Annotated in this window: 14 protein-coding genes; 8 read left to right on the top strand and 6 right to left on the bottom strand. The window is 66.4% G+C overall.

Translation table 11 applies throughout. The features are described from left to right. Window positions 1-135 precede the first annotated feature (135 nt). The 3 genes from RPPS3_RS02690 to RPPS3_RS02680 are packed head-to-tail and all read left to right on the top strand — an operon-like array spanning window position 136 to window position 3349. Window positions 136-621, top strand: coding sequence for a MarR family winged helix-turn-helix transcriptional regulator (locus RPPS3_RS02690; RefSeq protein ID WP_107342728.1), 486 nt, complete (start codon window positions 136-138; stop codon window positions 619-621). Beyond that, window positions 614-1783, top strand: a complete 1170-nt coding sequence (locus tag RPPS3_RS02685) for an HlyD family secretion protein (protein ID WP_107342727.1) — start codon at window positions 614-616, stop codon at window positions 1781-1783. The genes RPPS3_RS02690 and RPPS3_RS02685 overlap by 8 nt, the downstream gene beginning before the upstream one ends. A 3-nt stretch (window positions 1784-1786) precedes the next feature. Further along, the gene (locus RPPS3_RS02680) at window positions 1787-3349 is read left to right on the top strand and encodes an MDR family MFS transporter (protein WP_107342726.1); all 1563 of its coding nucleotides are present in this window, start codon (window positions 1787-1789) and stop codon (window positions 3347-3349) included. A gap of 177 nt (window positions 3350-3526) precedes the next feature. Here RPPS3_RS02680 and pcaF read toward each other — a convergent pair whose 3' ends face one another. Then, the gene (gene pcaF, locus RPPS3_RS02670) at window positions 3527-4735 is read right to left on the bottom strand and encodes a 3-oxoadipyl-CoA thiolase (protein ID WP_107342724.1); all 1209 of its coding nucleotides are present in this window, start codon (window positions 4733-4735) and stop codon (window positions 3527-3529) included. Window positions 4736-4911: 176 nt separating this feature from the next. Between pcaF and mutS the strand changes: the two genes are divergently transcribed. After that, the gene (gene mutS, locus RPPS3_RS02665) at window positions 4912-7632 is read left to right on the top strand and encodes a DNA mismatch repair protein MutS (RefSeq protein WP_107342723.1); all 2721 of its coding nucleotides are present in this window, start codon (window positions 4912-4914) and stop codon (window positions 7630-7632) included. A 107-nt stretch (window positions 7633-7739) separates the two neighbouring features. Here mutS and RPPS3_RS02660 read toward each other — a convergent pair whose 3' ends face one another. Beyond that, a complete protein-coding gene (locus tag RPPS3_RS02660; protein WP_107342722.1) occupies window positions 7740-8693 on the bottom strand; it encodes a peptidylprolyl isomerase in 954 nt (317 codons plus the stop codon). Window positions 8694-9035: 342 nt separating this feature from the next. Between RPPS3_RS02660 and secA the strand changes: the two genes are divergently transcribed. Further along, entirely contained in the window at window positions 9036-11876 is a 2841-nt protein-coding gene (gene secA, locus RPPS3_RS02655; RefSeq protein ID WP_107342721.1) for a preprotein translocase subunit SecA, read from the top strand. A 251-nt stretch (window positions 11877-12127) separates the two neighbouring features. On the opposite strand, the gene RPPS3_RS02650 is transcribed toward secA, so the two are convergent. After that, complete coding sequence (locus RPPS3_RS02650) at window positions 12128-13561, bottom strand: L,D-transpeptidase family protein (protein WP_107346395.1); 1434 nt, start codon at window positions 13559-13561, stop codon at window positions 12128-12130. A gap of 371 nt (window positions 13562-13932) precedes the next feature. Further along, the gene (locus tag RPPS3_RS02645; RefSeq protein ID WP_107342720.1) at window positions 13933-14895 is read right to left on the bottom strand and encodes an acetyl-CoA carboxylase carboxyltransferase subunit alpha; all 963 of its coding nucleotides are present in this window, start codon (window positions 14893-14895) and stop codon (window positions 13933-13935) included. Window positions 14896-15169: 274 nt separating this feature from the next. Here RPPS3_RS02645 and RPPS3_RS02640 point away from each other — a divergent pair, with 274 nt between their 5' ends. After that, on the top strand, window positions 15170-15745 hold the full coding sequence (locus RPPS3_RS02640) for a cytochrome b (RefSeq protein ID WP_107342719.1): 576 nt from the start codon (window positions 15170-15172) through the stop codon (window positions 15743-15745). Between the two features lie 6 nt (window positions 15746-15751). On the opposite strand, the gene xerD is transcribed toward RPPS3_RS02640, so the two are convergent. Together xerD and RPPS3_RS02630 are read right to left on the bottom strand one after the other, a co-directional pair. After that, window positions 15752-16771 carry a site-specific tyrosine recombinase XerD gene (xerD, locus tag RPPS3_RS02635; RefSeq protein WP_107342718.1) on the bottom strand — a complete coding sequence of 340 codons (1020 nt, stop codon included), beginning with the start codon at window positions 16769-16771 and terminating at the stop codon, window positions 15752-15754. A 16-nt stretch (window positions 16772-16787) separates the two neighbouring features. Beyond that, the gene (locus RPPS3_RS02630; RefSeq protein ID WP_011156073.1) at window positions 16788-16934 is read right to left on the bottom strand and encodes a hypothetical protein; all 147 of its coding nucleotides are present in this window, start codon (window positions 16932-16934) and stop codon (window positions 16788-16790) included. Window positions 16935-17072: 138 nt separating this feature from the next. Between RPPS3_RS02630 and RPPS3_RS02625 the strand changes: the two genes are divergently transcribed. Continuing rightward, complete coding sequence (locus RPPS3_RS02625; protein ID WP_107342717.1) at window positions 17073-17690, top strand: shikimate kinase; 618 nt, start codon at window positions 17073-17075, stop codon at window positions 17688-17690. After that, a complete protein-coding gene (gene aroB, locus RPPS3_RS02620; protein ID WP_107342716.1) occupies window positions 17687-18832 on the top strand; it encodes a 3-dehydroquinate synthase in 1146 nt (381 codons plus the stop codon). The genes RPPS3_RS02625 and aroB overlap by 4 nt, the downstream gene beginning before the upstream one ends. Window positions 18833-18843 lie beyond the last annotated feature (11 nt).

Genomic DNA, 18843 nt, shown 5'->3' with positions numbered 1-18843 from the left:
CACCGAGGCAGCGTTCAAGTCTCGCGACCGCCCCAGGTTTGAGAGGCATGCGCAACTCGGATTTGTCGTATGCGAATCGGCGCCTTGAGAAATAATAAGCTTGCTTATCTTATGCAAAGCTTAGGAGGCGGCGCCATGACCCGGGGTCCGGAGGACCAGAACTTCATCTTTGCCTTCGCTGAGGTGCAGCGCCTGATGCGCGCCTATGCGGACAGGCAGGCCTCCCGGCACGGCATCACCCGCGCCCAATGGGCGGTGCTGGCCAAGGTGGAGCGCGCCGAAGGGCTGAAGCAGTCCGAACTCGCCGAACAGATGGAGCTGCAGCCGATCACCCTGACCCGGCTGATCGACAAGTTGTGCGACCACGGCTGGCTGGAACGCCGCAGCGACGACAGCGACCGGCGCTGCAAGCGGCTGTACCTGCGCGAAGCCGCGCGGCCGCTGCTCGGCAAGCTCGCCGGCCTCCGCGCCGAACTCACCGACACCGCGCTCGCCGGCCTGACGCCGGAAGATGCCCAGCGCTTGGTGCGGCAGATGCAGATCATCAAGGAAAACTTGCGTGGCGCGATCCAACAGCACTGCCACCGCGAAGAAAAACGACGGGAGGAGCACTATGGCTGAACCGGCCCTGAAATTTCCGACCGAGCAGAAGGAGCCTTCGGCCGCCCCGTCCGTCGCCGCGAGCGGCGGTCCGCGCCGCGGCCTCGGCGGCACGCTGCGTCGCTATCGGCGGCCGCTGCTGCTGGTCGTGCTGCCGATGGTGGCGCTGATCGGCGGCATCACCTTCTATCTGGAGGGCGGCCGCTACGTCACCACCGACGACGCTTATGTCGGCGCCCAGAAGGTGCTGATCACGCCGGACGTCGCCGGCAAGATCGTCGAAGTGACCGTCAAGGAAGGTCAGCGCGTTCAGCCCGGCGACGAGCTGTTCCAGATCGATCCGGTGCCGTTCCGCCTCGCGGTGGCGCAGGCCCAGGCCAAGCTCGCCGACGCCAAGACCAGCCACGCCAATCTGGTCGCCAACGTCAAGCTGTACGGCCAGACCATCGACCTGGTGAACGCCGGCATCGCGCTGAAGCAGCGCGACGTCGAGCGCAAGACCTCGCTCGTGCAGAGCCGCGCCGGCTCGCAGCTCGATCTCGACAACTCCACCGCCGCGCTGGTGACCGCGCAGGCGCAGCTGCAGCTCGTCAAGCAGCAGCAGTCGACCGCGCTCAATCAGTTGCTCGGCGATCCCGAGCTGCCGCTCGAGAAATTCCCCGCTTACGCCCAGGCCAAGGCAGCGCTCGACGACGCTGAACGCAACCTGCGGCTGTCGACGGTGCGGGCTCCGATGAGCGGCACCGCCACCCAGGTCGACAACATTCAGCTCGGCCGCTTCGTCGCCGCCGGAACGCCGGTGTTCAGCGTGATCGACACGACGCAGCCGTGGGTCGACGCCAATCCGAAGGAAAGCGACTTCACCTATGTGGCGGTCGGCCAGACCGTGACGCTCGATGTCGACGCCTTCCCGGATCATCAGTTCAAGGGCCGGGTGTCGTCGCTGTCGCCGGGCACCGGCGCGCAATTCGCGGTGCTGCCGCCGCAGAATGCCACCGGCAACTTCGTCAAGGTGGTGCAACGCGTCCCGCTGCGGATCGCGCTCGACGAGACCGATCCGATGATCAAGCGTCTGAAGGCCGGCATGAGCGTCAACGTCGCGATCGACACCCACCACCGCCGTTCGCTGGCCGGCCTGTTCGGCTTCGGCCGCGCCGCCGCGGCCCAGCCGGAGCACAACTGACCGATGGCGGGCGCGGCACAATCTCACGCGGTCCCCGGCTTCCGCCGGAACATGGTGACGATCTGCGCCATGACCGCGACGATCATGCAGGCGCTCGACACCACGATCGCCAACGTCGCGCTGCCCTATATGCAGGGCTCGCTCTCCGCATCGCAGGACCAGATCAACTGGGTGCTGACCTCCTACATCGTCGCCGCCGCGATCATGACGGCGCCGGTCGGCTGGATCGCCAACCGGTTCGGCCGCAAGCGCATCTTCATCATCTGCTCGGCCGGCTTCACGATCGCGTCGGTGATGTGCGGCCTCGCCCAGGACATTACCCAGATGGTGCTGTTCCGGCTGCTGCAGGGGGTGTTCGGCGCGGCACTGGTGCCGCTGTCACAGGCGGTGATGCTGGACAGCTACGCGCTGCACGAGCGCGCCAAGGCGATGTCGATCTGGGGCATGGGCGTGATGATGGGGCCGATCATGGGCCCGTCGCTCGGCGCCTGGCTGACCGAGACCTATTCCTGGCACTGGGTGTTCTTCGTCAACCTGCCGTTCGGTGCCATCACGGTGCTGGGGCTGGCGATGTTCATGGACGAGACCGACAAGAACCACGAATTGCGGTTCGACTGGTTCGGCTTCGCGGCGCTGGCGGTCGGCATCGGGGCGATGCAGCTCGCGCTCGACCGCGGCGAGCAGCTCGACTGGTTCAACTCGCCCGAGATCATCATCGAGTCGATCATCTCGGTGGTCGGGTTCTACTACTTCTTCGCCCACTCCTTCACCACCGAACGCCCCTTCATCCAGTTCGCGATCTTCAAGGACCGCAACTTCGTCGGCGGCGTGGTGTTCATGACCGTGATGGGGCTGGTGCTGTTCTCGACCATGGCGCTGTCGTCGCCGTTCCTGCAGAACGTCGAAGGCTACCCGATCATGACCGCCGGCCTGCTGCTCGCCTCGCGCGGCTGCGGCACCTTCGTGGCGATGATGATCGTCGGGCGGATCATGCGCTACATCGAGGCCCGCACCTTGATCGCGACCGGCCTGTCGCTGACCTGCGCGTCGCTCTACGTGATGACCGGCTGGACCGATCAGACCAGCGTGTCGAGCGTGGTGGTCACCAGCATCATCCAGGGCTTCGGCTTCGGTCTGGTGTTCGTGCCGCTGTCGACGGTGGCGTTCATGACGCTGCCCGGGCAGCTCCGCACCGATGGCACCGCGATGCTGACGCTGGTGCGCAACGTCGCGAGCTCGGTCGGCATCTCGGTGGTAATCGCCAAGCTATCGTCCGGCACCACCACGGCGCACGCGATCCTCACCGAGCACATCAACCCGTTCAACGATGCGCTGCAGATGCCCAACGTCACCGGCATGATCGATCTGTCGACCACCACCGGCAAGGCGATGATGGACGCGATCGTCACCATGCAGGCGCAGATCATCGCGTTCTCGCACGACTACGCGATGGTGATGTTCCTCACTGCCGCCGCCGTACCGATGGCGATCATCATCGGCTCGACCAAGGCCGCGCTGCGTAAGCAAAGCGAAGCCGCTGCCGATCATGCCGCGGTGATGGAGTAGCTCTTCCCTTCTGCCCGCAAGAGCGGTGCGAGGAAGATTACGGGGACGCCGCCCCACACCCCAGCGTCATGCGCGGGCTTGATCCGCGCATCCATCGCGCGCCGAGCGCGCCTCACGAAAGCCTTTGCGAAAAGGATGGATTGCCGGGTCAAGCCCGGCAATGACGCACCATCTTCTTTAGTTCACCTTCTCGATCGCCATCGCGACGCCCTGGCCGACGCCGACGCACATCGTGGCGAGCGCGAGTTTGCCGCCGCGCTTTTCCAGGCCGTGCATCGCGGTCAGCGCCAGGCGGGCGCCGCTCATGCCGAGCGGGTGGCCGAGCGCGATCGCGCCGCCGTGCGGATTGACGAAGTCGGCGTCGTCCTGCACGCCGAGCTGGCGCAGGCAGGCGATGCCCTGGCTGGCGAACGCCTCGTTCAGCTCGATCAGATCGAAGTCGCTGATCTTCAGCCCGAGCCGCTCCATCAGCTTCCTGGTCGCCGGCACCGGGCCGATGCCCATGATCCGCGGCGGCACCGCGGCCGAAGCGAGGCCGAGGATTTTGGCACGCGGCGTCAGGCCGTATTTCTTCACCGCGGCCTCCGAGGCAATCAGCAGCGCCGCGGCGCCGTCATTGACGCCCGAGGCGTTGCCGGCCGTCACGGTGCCCGGATTGCGCACGATCGGCTTCAGCTTGGCGAGGCCTTCGAGCGTGGTTTCGGGACGCGGATGCTCGTCCTTGTCGACCGTGATCGGGCCGGCTTTGCCGCCCGCATAGGTCACCGGCGCGATCTCCTCGGCGAAGTAACCGGCCGCGATCGCCGCACCGGCGCGCTGCTGGGAGCGGATCGCGAAGGCGTCCTGGTCGGCACGCGAGATCTGGAATTCTTCGGCGACGTTCTCGCCGGTCTCCGGCATCGAGTCGACGCCGTATTGCTGCTTCATCAGCGGATTGATGAAGCGCCAGCCGATCGTGGTGTCGAAGATGTCGGCGGTCCGGGCGAATGCTTCGGTCGCCTTACCCTGCACGAACGGCGCGCGGGTCATCGACTCGACGCCGCCGGCGATCGCCAGATCGATCTCGCCGCCGCGGATCGCGCGGCCCGCCGCGCCGACCGCATCGAGACCGGAGGCGCACAGCCGGTTGAGGGTCTGGCCGGGCACCGAGTCCGGCAGGCCCGCCAGCAGCGCGGCCATGCGAGCGACGTTGCGGTTGTCTTCGCCGGCCTGATTGGCGCAGCCGAAGAACACCTCGTCGACCGCGCTCCAGTCCATGTCGGGATGCTTGGCCATCAGCGCCTTGATCGGCACCGCCGCGAGATCGTCGGTCCGGACCTTGGCGAGAGAGCCGCCGTAACGGCCGATCGGGGTGCGCACCGCGTCGCAGACAAACACGTCGGCCATCGAAACTCTCCCTGTTTTGCCGATCCGGGCTGGGGCGCCGGACTTGAAGCCGGGTTGTAGGAAGCGCCGCCGAACAGGTCAATCCGCCGCAGGCTGGCGCGCACCCGGTTGAAACCCGTGCATGGCTCGCCGCCCGAGGTAGGAACGAAGCTGCGATTTTTGCTATGCATCGGGCCATGACCATCCGCCCCGACATCGCTCTGCCGCCCGACGCCGCTCCGCCTCCGGAAGCGCCCGCCAAAATGTCGCCGATGATGGAGCAGTACCACGAGATCAAGGCCGCAAATCCGGGTCTCTTGCTGTTCTACCGGATGGGCGATTTCTACGAACTGTTCTTCGACGACGCCGAGATTGCCGCACGCGCGCTCGGCATCACGCTGACCAAGCGCGGCAAGCATCTCGGGCAGGATATTCCGATGTGCGGCGTGCCGGTGGAGCGTGCCGACGATTATCTGCACCGGCTGATCGCGCTCGGTCACCGCGTCGCGGTGTGCGAACAGACCGAAGATCCGGCAGCGGCACGCGCCCGCAAAAGCGTGGTGCGGCGCGACGTGGTGCGGCTGATCACGCCGGGCACGCTGACCGAAGACACCCTGCTCGATGCCCGCGCCAACAACTACCTGCTGGCGATCGCGCGCGCACGCGGCTCGGCCGGCGCCGATCGCATCGGCCTCGCCTGGATCGACATTTCGACCGGTGAATTCAACGTCACCGAATGTTCGACCGCCGAGCTCGCCGCGACGCTGGCGCGGATCAATCCGAACGAAGCGATTGTGCCGGACGCGCTGTACAGCGACACCGAACTGGCTCCGACGTTACGCGAACTCGCCGCCGTCACGCCGCTGACGCGCGATGTGTTCGACTCCGCCACCGCCGAGCGGCGGCTGTGTGATTACTTCGCGGTCGCCACCATGGACGGCCTCGCCGCGCTGTCGCGGCTGGAAGCGACCGCCGCCGCGGCCTGCGTGACGTATGTCGATCGCACCCAGCTCGGCAAACGCCCGCCGCTGTCGCCGCCGTCGCGCGAAGCCGCCGGCACCACGATGGCGATCGATCCGGCGACCCGCGCCAATCTGGAACTCACCCGCACGCTCGCCGGCGAGCGCCGCGGCTCGCTGCTCGACGCGATCGACTGCACCGTCACGGCCGCAGGCTCGCGCCTGCTCGCGCAGCGTCTCGCCGCGCCGATGACCGATGCGGCGGCCATCGCAAGGCGGCTCGACGCGGTCGAAGCCTTCACGGCGGATTCGGGACTGCGCGAACAGATCCGCAGCTCGCTGCGTGCGGCGCCCGACATGGCGCGCGCGCTGGCACGGCTGTCGCTCGGCCGCGGCGGCCCGCGCGACCTGGCGAACTTGCGCGATGGCATCCGCGCCGCCGACGAGGTGCTGGCGCAGCTCGGCCAGCTCGCCACGCCGCCGCAGGAGATCGCGAGCGCGATGGCGGCGCTGCAGCGCCCCTCGCGCGGCCTGTGCGCCGAGCTCGGCCGTGCGCTCGCCGAGGATCTGCCGCTGCTCAAACGCGACGGCGGCTTCGTGCGCGAAGGCTACGAGCCGGCGCTCGACGAGACCCGCAAGCTGCGCGACGCCTCGCGGCTGGTGGTGGCCTCGATGCAGGCGCGCTATGCCGACGATACCGGCATCAAGGCGCTGAAGATCCGGCACAACAACGTGCTCGGTTACTTCGTCGAAGTCTCGGCGCAGCACGGCGACAAGCTGATGGCGGCGCCGCTGAACGCCACCTTCATCCATCGCCAGACGCTGGCCGGCCAGGTGCGGTTCACCACCGCCGAACTCGGCGAGATCGAAGCCAAGATCGCCAATGCGGGCGATCGCGCACTCGGGCTCGAGCTGGAAATCTTCGACCGCCTCGCGGCGATGATCGATGCCGCCGGCGAGGACCTGCGCGCCGCCGCGCACGCGTTCGCACTGCTCGATGTCGCCACCGCGCTCGCCAAGCTCGCCAGCGACGACAACTACGTCCGACCCGAGGTCGACGAGTCGCTCAGCTTTGCGATCGAAGGCGGCCGGCATCCGGTGGTCGAGCAGGCGCTGAAAAAGGCCGGCGAGCCGTTCATCGCCAATGCCTGCGATCTGTCACCCGGCCCGGCGCAGACCAACGGCCAGATCTGGCTGCTGACCGGCCCGAACATGGCCGGTAAGTCGACCTTCCTGCGCCAGAACGCACTGATCGCGCTGCTCGCCCAGGTCGGCAGCTTCGTGCCGGCGAGCCGGGCGCGGATCGGCATCGTCGACCGACTGTTCTCGCGCGTCGGCGCCGCCGACGATCTCGCCCGCGGCCGCTCGACCTTCATGGTCGAAATGGTCGAGACCGCCGCGATCCTGAACCAGGCGTCCGAGCGGGCGCTGGTGATCCTCGACGAGATCGGCCGCGGCACCGCGACGTTCGACGGCCTGTCGATCGCCTGGGCGGCGATCGAACATCTGCACGAACAAAACAGATGTCGTTCGCTGTTTGCCACCCACTACCATGAGCTGACCGCGCTGTCGGCCAAGCTGCCGCGGCTGTTCAATGCCACGGTGCGGGTCAAGGAATGGCGCGGCGAGGTGGTGTTCCTGCACGAGGTGCTGCCTGGCTCCGCCGACCGCTCCTATGGCATCCAGGTCGCCAAGCTGGCCGGCCTGCCGCCCTCGGTCGTGACGCGCGCCAAGGCGGTGCTGGCCAAGCTCGAAGCCAACGACCGCGGCCAGCCCAAGACGCTGATCGACGACCTGCCGCTGTTTGCGATGACGGCCCGCGCACCGGCCGAGGCCGCGCCGCCGAGCGAGGCGGAGCAGCTGATCGAAGCCGTCAAGGCGCTGCATCCCGACGAGATGACCCCGCGCGAAGCGCTGGACGCGCTGTACGCCCTGAAGGCCAAGCTGCCACAACCGTAGGATGGGTTGAGCGCATGCAAACCCATCCTACGAACTGAACCGCACCCGATCACGAAAAATGGCCGGGACAAGCCCGGCCATTTCGACAATCAACTCTTTGAAAAGACTTACTTCTTGGCCGGCGCCGGGGTGGCGGGCTTGGCCGCATCGGCAGGCTTCGCCGCATCCGCCGGCTTGGCGGCATCCGGCTTCGCAGCCGCGTCGGGCTTGGCGGCCGGCTGGTCCAGCCGCTCGATCTTGGCGGCCTGGCGCAGCTTGCTGACGTAGTCCGACTGCGCCTTGCGGGTGACGTACTGCTCGATCTGCGCCTTGACCTGATCGAAGCTCGGCGGCTTGCGGTTGCGCTTCTCTTCGACCTTGATGATGTGCCAGCCGAATTGGGTCTTGATCGGATCTGAGATCTTGCCCGGCTCCAGCGCGAACGCCGCGGCGGAGAATTCCGGCACCATCTGGTCCTTGGTGAAGAAGCCGAGGTCGCCGCCGTCGGACGCACCCGGGTCCTTCGACTTCTTCTTCGCCAGCTCGGCGAAGTCGGCACCCTTCTTCAGCTCTTCGGCGACCGCCTTGGCCTCATCCTCGGTCTCGACCAGGATGTGGCGGGCGTGAACTTCCTGCTCGCCGGAGATCTGCTTGGCGGCTTCGTCATAAACCTTCTTCATCGCCTCGTCGGTGGTCGCGGCCTTGCCTTCGGCGGCGAGCACATCGTCCATCAGCAGACGGTTACGGGCGAAATCCAGACGCTTCTTGAAATCCGCGTTGTCCTGGATCTTCTTGTCCTCGGCTGCCTTGGCGACGATCTTCATGTCGATCAGGAAGGCGAGCACGTTTTCCTTCCGGGTCGCGGGATCGAGCTGGGCGAGGCTCGGGCCGAGCTCCTGCTCGGCAAGGTCGACGTCGCTCTGGCGGATTTCGGCGCCGTTGACCTTGGCGAGCACGGGGTTCGCATCCTGGGCGCGCGCAGCCGGCGCGGCCAGCAGCGCAAATGCGAGACAACCTGTCACAGCCGCGCTGATGAGGCCGGCGCGCCGGCCGGATGAGACTGCGTTGGACGCAGGTGTCATGGAAAATCCTTGTCTTGAAAGCCGGGGTGTCGGGGCGGCGGAACAGTCACCCAATCGCGGTGCCTTGGCAACGCGAAAACTCTGTCAAAATGATGAAATCCTTGAAAGGCGGGCGCGTTGACAACCCTCAGGCCCAGCCATATCTGTGCCGCCACAGGCTCGGGTCGGGCGGTCGTCGCGCGACCGCACCCTGGGCAGCCGGCCCTCGGATTGCTGGATTACCAATCATTTCGCGCGCGCACCTGTATCCTGATAGGTGCCTGAGCGTCACGATGAGTTGATAGTGGCTCGAGCGAACGGCATCAAGGCTGCGAAGTCACACCGCAACAACAGGAAGCTGGCATGATCGGCGCGCTCGCCCGCAAACTCTTCGGCTCCGCTAACGACCGCAGGGTCAAGGGCTACCAGACGCGGGTCGCCGCGATCAACGCGCTCGAACCGGAACTGGCCGCGCTGTCCGACGAGGCGCTGCGCGCCCGTACCGCTGAATTCCGCGCCGAGCTCGCCAACGGCAAGACCCTCGACGACCTGCTGGTACCGGCGTTCGCCACCGTCCGCGAAGCCGCCAAGCGCACCCTCGGTCAGCGTCACTTCGACGTTCAGCTGATCGGCGGCATGGTGCTGCACGAGGGCGACATCGCCGAGATGAAGACCGGCGAAGGTAAAACCCTGGTCGCGACGCTCGCCGTGTACCTCAACGCACTCGCCGGCAAGGGCGTCCACGTCGTCACCGTCAACGATTACCTCGCCAAGCGCGACTCCGGCTGGATGGGCCAGATCTACGGTTTCCTCGGCATGACCACCGGCGTGATCGTGCACGGGCTCGACGACGCCCAGCGCCAGGCGGCCTATGCCTGCGACATCACCTACGGCACCAACAACGAGTACGGCTTCGACTATCTGCGCGACAATATGAAGTACCGGCTGGAGGACATGGTCCAGCGCGGGCACAATTTCGCGATCGTCGACGAAGTCGACTCGATCCTGATCGACGAAGCCCGCACCCCGCTGATCATCTCCGGTCCGCTCGACGACCGTTCGGACTTCTACAACACCATCGACACCTTCATCCCGCGGCTCGACAAGTCGGACTACGACGTCGACGAGAAGCAGCGCACCGTGACGCTGACCGAAGCCGGTATGGAGAAGATCGAGACGCTGCTGCGCGACGCCGGCCAGCTTCGCGGCGAGTCGCTGTACGACGTCGAAAACGTCTCGGTGGTGCACCACGTCAACCAGGCGCTACGCGCCCATGCGCTATTCCAGCGCGACAAGGACTACATCGTCCGCAACGACGAGGTGGTGATCATCGACGAATTCACCGGCCGCATGATGCAGGGCCGGCGCTATTCGGAAGGCCTGCACCAGGCGCTGGAAGCCAAGGAACACGTCACCGTCCAGCCGGAAAACCAGACGCTGGCGTCGATCACCTTCCAGAATTACTTCCGGATGTACGACAAGCTCGCCGGCATGACCGGTACGGCGGCCACCGAGGCCGACGAGTTCTTCGACATCTACAAGCTCGAAGTGGTCGAGATTCCGACCAACCTGCCGATTGCCCGTCTCGACGAAGACGACGAGGTGTATCGCACCCAGCAGGAGAAGTACGCCGCGATCCTCGCCGAGGTCGAGCGTGCCAACAAGCGAATGCAGCCGGTGCTGGTCGGCACCGCCTCGATCGAAAAGTCCGAGGTGCTGGCCGAATATCTGAAGAAGAACGGCTACAAGCAGATCGACTTCACCGACCCGAAGGGGATGGACAAGCTGTACGCCGCCGCCCGCGCCGGCAAGCCGGCGAAGCTGTTCGCGGTGCTGAACGCGCGCTTCCACGAGCAGGAAGCCTATATCGTCGCCGAAGCCGGCGTGCCGGGCGCGATCACCATCGCCACCAACATGGCCGGCCGCGGTACCGACATTAAGCTCGGCGGTTCGCTGGAGATGCGGATTCAGCAGGAAGCCGCACACATCACCGACGAGGCCGAGCGGGCGGCGAAGATCACCGAGATCAAGGCCGACATCGAGCGCTTCCGCGACATCGTGCTGAAGGCCGAGGACGAAATCGAAATCGAGCCCGCCAAGGGCAACAAGCCGGCCAAGACCGCCAAGCGCCCCGGCGGCCTGTACATCATCGGCTCCGAACGTCACGAGAGCCGCCGTATCGACAACCAGCTGCGCGGCCGTTCCGGCCGTCAGGGCGACCCGGGCCGCTCGAAGTTCTTCCTGTCGCTGGAAGACGACCTGATGCGGATCTTCGGCTCCGACAAGCTGGACACTATGCTGACCCGCCTCGGCCTGAAGGAAGGCGAGGCGATCATCCATCCGTGGATCAACAAGGCGCTGGAAAAGGCGCAGCAGAAGGTCGAGGCGCGCAACTTCGACATCCGCAAGAACCTGCTGAAATTCGACGACGTTCAGAACGACCAACGCAAGGTGATCTTCGATCAGCGCATCGAGCTGATGAAGGAAGACAGCGTGGCCGAAACGGTCGCCGATATGCGCCACACCTACATCGAGGACCTGGTCGCCAAGTACGTGCCCGAGCACGCTTATGCGGAGCAGTGGGACGTCGCCGGGCTGAAGGCCGAGGTCGAGCGCGTGGTCGGCCTCGACATTCCGGTCGACGAATGGGCCAAGGAAGAGGGCATCGCCGACGAAGAGCTGATCACGCGGCTGGAGCGGGTGTTCGACGAGCACATGGCCGCCAAGGTCGGTCAGTGGGGCGCGGACGTGATGCGCTACGCCGAGAAGAGCATCCTGCTGCAGACCCTCGACCATCTGTGGCGCGAGCACCTGGTGATGCTCGATCACCTGCGCCAAGTGATCGGCCTGCGCGGCTACGGCCAGCGCGATCCCTTGCAGGAGTACAAGTCCGAAGCCTTCAATCTCTTCCAGGAGATGAGCTCGCACCTGCGCGAGGCTGTGACGGCGCAGCTGATGCGCGTCGAGATCATTCCGCCGGATCAGCCGCAGGAACTGCCGCCGATGGAGGTCCACAAGATGGACCCCGACACCGGCCAGGACGAGATGGCGCTTGCCAGCGTGACGCTGGCGCCGGCGCAAATCGCCGACAAGGCGGACCGCGATCCGACCAAGCCCGAGACCTGGGGCAAGGTCGGCCGCAACGAGGACTGCCCGTGCGGAAGCGGCAAGAAGTACAAGCATTGCCACGGCCGCTACGCCTAAGCGCCGCAAAGCAGATCAAGACACTCAGCGATGCCCGGCCTCACCGCCGGGCATTTTGCTGTTTGCTGTCTGGAAAGTCGGCCGCCGTAGCGGTCATTCCGGGGCGCGCAGCAAAGCTGCGCGAACCCGAAATCCAGAGGTTATTGAAATCGTGCCGGTGCCCAGCCCGGCGAGATTCCGGGTTCGCTCGCTGACGCGAGCGAACCCGGAATGACTGGCCGATGGACTTTGAAGAATAAGAGCGAGCCGCCTCAGCGGAACGCCGAGAACCGGCTGTCGAACGAGTTCGACGATACCACCGGCGCGCCGCCGGAGATCATGCCAGACGGCCTGGCGGGGGCCGACGAGGTGGTTTCGGCATCGACGCTCGGCTTCAGCGGCGGCCGCGACGCAGCGGCCTGCTTGGTCTCGGCAGCCTTCGGCGCGGCGCCTTGCGGACGCGGCGCCGGCTCGTGGCGCGCCGCGGTGCTAGCCGGCGCAGACGGCGCCGGCCGGGCGGCCGCGGTGGATTCGCCAGGCTTGTGGCTGCCAGCGAGCAGTCCGCCGATGTCGTCCTTCGACGCCGAGGCGACGCGTGCCTTCGCGGCGGATGCATTCGGTTCCGCCGGAGCGGCGACCAGCAGATTATCCGAGGGACGCGGCGGATTGACCGTCGGCGGAATGGTGCCGGGCGCGCGATCGAACGAGGCGACCGACAGCGACTTGTCCTCGGGCACTTCCGACAGGCCGGTCGAGGCATCCGGAATCTTCGAGGCGAACACGTGATTCATGCCGCCGTCGATGCCGGTGTTCAGCCGAGCTACCGGGGTGCCCTTGGCCACCAGCTCGGCGATCTTGATGTTGTCCTGCTTGTCCTTCTCGCGCACCGCCTCGGCGATGTCGGGACGAATCTCGTAGGTCGGACACTTGGCCGAGGCGTTGAACTGCAACGGCCTGCTCGAGCCGGGCGGCGGCGCGGCATCGAACACGTATTTATGCTCGCAGAAGTCGACCTTCGGCTCCTGCCGGGTGACTTCGAAATGGTCGTAGCCTTCCTTCAGCATCTTCCAGAACGGCATGTTCGGGTTGTTGCGATGCTTGGCGAAGTTCACCGGCGTCATCTTGAACGGATAGGCCTGCAGCTGGAACGCGCGCTGGCCGCCGAAGAACGACTCGCGCCCGAGCGCGTAGATCTCGGCGATCTGCTCGTCGGTCATCGCGTAGCAGCCGCGCGACGAGCAATCGCCGTGCACCATCAGCTGCGAGCCGGTGCGGCCGAGCGACTTGTCGAACGCGTTCGGATAGCCGGTGTTGAACGATAGATAGTACGAGGACTGCGGGTTCATCTGGCCCGGCGAGATCGAATAGAATCCCTCGGGTGCCTGACGATCGCCTTCGCGGATTTTCGGCCCCAGATCGCCGGACCAGCGGCAGATCGGATAGGACTTCAGCAGTTGGAAAACGCCAGTGCGGTCCTGCTTCCAGACCTCGAGCTCGGCTTCCTGCTTGAACAGTCGCACCAGGATCGGCGACTGCAGGTCCATGTTCTTTTCCTGCATCGCCGCGACCAGCTTGGGCGGCACCGGCTGGTTGGCCTTGGCATTGGTCGCCAGCGCCATCTGATCGCTGTTGCAGCCGGCGAGCAAAGGCATCGTCGCGAGCGCAGCTGTCAGCATCAGCGCGCGTACAAGCGGGCTTTTCGTCACCACGAAGCTCCCCCGACGACCGGCAAACCCGCACCCCACATTCGAGCTATCCAGTCGTCCAGCTTCCGCGCGGCCATCTCCGGCACCGGATCTTGCAAGATCCGGCGGATTCGACCGCTCGCATTTACCAAACTCTGCACCGCGTTGGCCCCAAACCGCTGGGGCCGTGTGCAGTCTGCCAAGATTATCCTTAAGCCCTTGGGGTCGCAAGCCGATCAGGCCGGCGGCAGGGCGGTCCGGAGATCATGGTCAAGGAACATTGAATCGCCGGCGCGCGGCGAAACTGCGGCCGAGCGCCGAATTTCGAACCAGCGGTGCGGATTTGGTTAAGAGTTGATCAATCCGGCGGACCGGCAGCGAGCCGGTCCCGATCAGGCCAGCTTGCGGCCGATATCGAGGAACTTCTGCCGGCGCTGGGCGCGGATCGCATCGCGGCCCTGGCCCTTCAGCTCGGCAAAGGCGGCCGCGATCGCATCGCCGGCGGTGGCGATCATCGCTTCTGGATCGCGATGGGCGCCGCCCTTCGGTTCGGCCAGGATCTGGTCGATCACGCCGAACCTCAGCAGGTCCTGGGCAGTGATCTTCATCGAATTCGCCGCTTCCTGCGCCTTGGTGCCGTCGCGCCACAGGATCGAGGATGCCGCTTCGGGCGAGATCACGCTGTACACGGCGTGTTCGAGCATCAGCACCTTGTTGGCGGTGGCGATCGCGATCGCGCCGCCGGAGCCACCCTCACCGATCACCAACGCGACGTTGGGCACGCCGAGCTGCAGGCAGGCGTCGGTCGAGCGGGCGATCGCCTCGGCCTGGCCGCGCTCCTCGGCGCCGATCCCCGGATAGGCGCCGGCGGTATCGACCAGCGACAGCACCGGCAGATCGAAGCGGTCGGCCATTTCCATCAGCCGCACGGCCTTGCGATAGCCTTCCGGCCGCGCCATGCCGAAATTATGCCGGAGCCGGGTTTCGGTGGTCGAACCCTTTTCCTGGCCGATGACGCAGACGGCTTCGCCGCGGAAGCGGCCGAAGCCGCCCACCAGCGCCTCGTCGTCGCCGAACTTGCGGTCGCCGGCCAAAGGCGTGAACTCGGTGATCAGACCTTCGATGTAATCGACACAGTGCGGCCGCTGCGGATGACGCGCGACCTGGGTCTTCTGCCACGGCGTCAGCGCCGCATAGAGATCCTGCAGCGCCTGCTGCGCTTTCTCTTCGATCTTCTCGATTTCCTCGTGGATGTCGCTGCCGGAGGCCGCGAGCGTGCGCAATTCGTCGATCTTGGAATCGAGTTCCGCCACCGGCTTTTCGAAGTCGAGATAGCTGCGCATGGGCCCGGACATGACTTTGGCGATATGGGGAGGAAAGCTGCGGCCGATAGGGCCGCCCGGCTTTTCAAGCCATCCGGGAGCCAAGTCAAGCGGCTGGGACAACTGCCGCAGCGCCGGATCGTGCACCAGCCGGCGCGGCTCGCGCCGGTCAGGTGGCCGGCAGCCGGCGGTTGAACCGCAGAAGCGCTGCCGGCTGCGGTCGAAATCGATGACGCTTCGGTAAGTTGATTTTCATTCGCCGATCTGATGGCTCGGCACCGCCCCTGCCCTAGCCAGAAAGTCCAACATGACCGCCTCAGACGACGCTCCCATCTCGACCGATCGCTTCATGTTCGGGCGCGCGCAGCGCTGGCTGCACTGGTCGATGGCGTTGCTGATCTTCGCGGCGATCGGGCTCGGCATCGTGTCGGCCTACTATCCATCAGGCCAGCAGCCACGGCAGGGTTTGCTCGAACTGCACAAATCGATCGGCTTCACCATCCTGGCGCTGCTCATCGTCCGCATCGTATGGCGGCTGGTCAGCGGCGAGCCGCCATATCGGCGGCCGCTCGGACATCTCACCGAAATGGCGGCCCGCGCCGGCCATCTGGCACTCTATGGCCTGATGCTGTTCATGCCGCTCAGCGGCTATCTGTTCTCCGGCGCCGGCGGCTACTCGCTGCCGTGGTTCGGACTGTTTCAATGGCCACGTCTGGTGCCGCGCGATCACGCCCTCTCCGAATGGGGCCAGATGCTGCATGACCGCGGCGCCTGGGTGCTAGGCGCGGTGCTGGCGGTGCATCTCGGCGCGGTGTGCTGGCATCAGTTCGTCAAGCGCGACGAAGTGCTGTCGCGGATGACCGGCCGGGCTTCCGAAAGCTAGCGCGGCTCAGCGGCCTTCGCCGAGCGGGTGCAGGTCGCGCACCAGGCTCTTCAGCCGCTCCTCGACCACATGGGTGTAGATCTGCGTGGTCGAGATGTCGCTGTGACCGAGCAGCGTCTGGACGATCCGCAGGTCGGCGCCGTTGTGCAGCAGGTGACTGGCGAAGGCGTGGCGCAGGACGTGCGGGCTCACCAGCCGCGGCGACAGCCCGGCGCGCGCTGCCAAATCCTTCAGATCGCGGGCAAAATGCTGGCGGGTGAGATGCCCGCTCTCGCCGAAGGACGGAAACAGCCATTTCGAGGCCGGCGCGCCTTTGGTTTCTTTGGTGGCGGCCGCAACCTCTTCAAGATAGCGCGCCATCGCCTGCTTGGCGCCGGCGTTGAGCGGCACCAGCCGTTCCTTGTCGCCCTTGCCGCGGACCACGATCATCCGCGCGTCGCGCCGCGCCGCTGAGAGCGGCAGCGACACCAATTCCGAAACGCGCAGCCCGGTGGCGTAGAGCACTTCGAGCAGGCAGTTCAGCCGCGCCGCGCGCAGCCGAGCCGGCCCCTCCGCGGCATCGGTCTCCTGCCGGGCGCAGGCCAGCAGCCGGTCGACATCGGCAATCGACAGCACCTTCGGCAGGCTGCGGCCCCGCTTCGGCCCAGCCAGGATCGCGGCCGGATCGTCGGCACGAATCCGCTCGCTGAGCATGAACCGGAACAGATGGCGCAGCGCCGACAGCCGGCGGGCGACGCTGGAGGTGGCAAAGCCGCGGTTGTCGAGATCGGCCAGATAGGCCCGCAGCGCCGCGGTGTCGGCGGAGCCGATGCTGAGCCGGCGGCGGAACAGAAAGTGCGACAGGTCCGCCAGATCGCGCCGATAGGCATCGAGCGTGTTGGCGGAAGCGCCCTGCTCGGCCGCGATCATGTCGAGAAACAGCTCGGTCAGCCCGGCGTCCGAATAGGAGGCAGGGCGCAGCGGTGCGGCTTGAGGCTCAGGCTCCGGCAGCACGGCGGCTTTGGATATGGTTCGCGGTCGACGCATGCGACCAGCCTAACGGCTATTTCTTGAGAAATTTGTCCGGGCCGATCGTCACGGTCATTTCGCGGCTGTTCGGCCCGACGAAGTTGGCCAGCGCGAAAATGGTCCCGTAAATGATACCGCCTACCACACCAATCACCGTCAGGAACCGAAACAGGGTGGGCATTCGCGAATCTCGGCAGCGGCAGGCGTTTGGCGGCGACGCGCGACTACGACCATGTTCGCCCTTCCCTTGCAAGAGACTCTGGCAAGCCCGGCGACCGGGGTAGTATAGCTTGCCCTTTCAGTCCCACGGAAGCCGCGAATGTCTGAAACCGTACCGACGGCTACTGCCGGCAGGTCGCCCGAGGAAGCCGAGATCGTCGCGGCGCTGGGCGAACGCCCGGTCGTGCTCATCGGCATGATGGGCGCCGGCAAATCCACCGTCGGGCGCCGCCTGGCGCTGCGGCTTGGGCTGCCGTTTCTCGACGCCGACACCGAAATCGAATCGGCCGCGGCAATGACCATCCCGGAGATCTTCGAAACCCACGGCGAGCCGCATTTCCGCGACGGCGAGGCCCGGGTGATCGCCCGGCTGCTCGACGGTGGCACCAAGGTGCTGGCGACCGGCGGCGGCGCTTTCATGCGCGAGGAGACCCGTGACCGGATCCGCGAAAAGGCGATCTCGATGTGGCTCGAGGCGGAGGCCGACGTGATCCTGCGCCGGGTCAAGCGCCGCGCCGACCGGCCGCTGCTGAAGACGCCCGATCCGGCCGGCACCATCGCCCGCCTGATCGCCGAGCGCTACCCGCTGTACCGCGAAGCCGACATCACCATCGCGTCGCGCGACGTGCCGCACGAAAAGATCGTCGACGAATGCGTCGCCGCGCTCCACCACTATCTGTGCGGCGCGCCCGCCCCAACCTTGAGCGAGACTTCATGAACGCCCCGCAGAAACACTCCGCCCCGATCACCGTCGAAGTCGCCCTCGGTGACCGCGCCTATGAGATCGTGATCGGCCGCGACGTGATCACCTCGCTGGGCGAGCGGATCGCCAAGCTGCGGCCCGGCGCACGCACTGCGATCGTCACCGATCGCACCGTGGCGAAGACCTGGCTGAAGCGCGCCGAGGAGGTGCTGGACCAGGCCGACATCGCCCATGCGTCGGTGATCGTCGGCGAAGGCGAGAGCTCCAAGAGCTATGCGGGCCTCGAACAGGTCTGCGAGGCTCTGATCGCCGCCAAGATCGAGCGCAACGACCTGGTGATCGCGCTCGGCGGCGGCGTAGTCGGGGATCTTGCAGGCTTCTCCGCTTCGCTCCTGCGCCGCGGCGTCGACTTCGTGCAGGTGCCGACCTCGCTATTGGCGCAGGTCGACTCCTCGGTCGGTGGCAAGACCGGCATCAACTCGCCGCAGGGCAAGAACCTGATCGGCACGTTCCATCAGCCGGTGCTGGTGCTGGCCGACACCGCGATTCTCGATACGCTGTCGCCGCGCCAATTCCGCGCCGGCTATGCTGAAGTCGCGAAATACGGCGCGCTCGGCGACGAGGCGTTCTTCGCCTGGCTCGAAGCCAATCATGCCGAGCTGTTCAGCGGCGGCGCCGCACGCGAGCACGCGGTGGCCACCTCGTGCCGGGCCAAGGCCGCCATCGTCGCCCGCGACGAACGCGAGACCGGCGACCGCGCCCTGCTCAATCTCGGCCACACCTTCGGCCATGCGCTGGAAGCGGCGACCGGCTTCTCGGACCGGCTGTTCCACGGCGAGGGGGTCGCGATCGGCATGGTGCTGGCGGCGGAATTCTCGGCCGAGCGCGGCATGATGCCGGCGGCCGACGCGCAGCGGCTCGCCAAGCATCTCGCCGAAGTCGGCCTGCCGACCCGGCTGCAGGACATCGCCGGCTTCACCCAGGAAGGCCTTGCGGACGCAGACCGGCTGATGGCGCTGATGGCGCAGGACAAAAAGGTCAAGCGCGGCGAACTCACCTTCATCCTGATGGAAGGCATCGGCCGCGCTGTGATCGCCAACAAGGTCGAGCCGGCGCCGGTGCGCGAATTCCTGCAGCGGAAACTGGCGCAAGCCTGACGGCCGCTGCG

Source organism: Rhodopseudomonas palustris, from assembly GCF_003031265.1.
In the GTDB taxonomy this organism is placed as follows: Bacteria; Pseudomonadota; Alphaproteobacteria; order Rhizobiales; family Xanthobacteraceae; genus Rhodopseudomonas; species Rhodopseudomonas palustris_H.
Note: the sequence above shows the minus strand (reverse complement) of the source record. Positions and strands in the feature narration are given on the sequence as shown.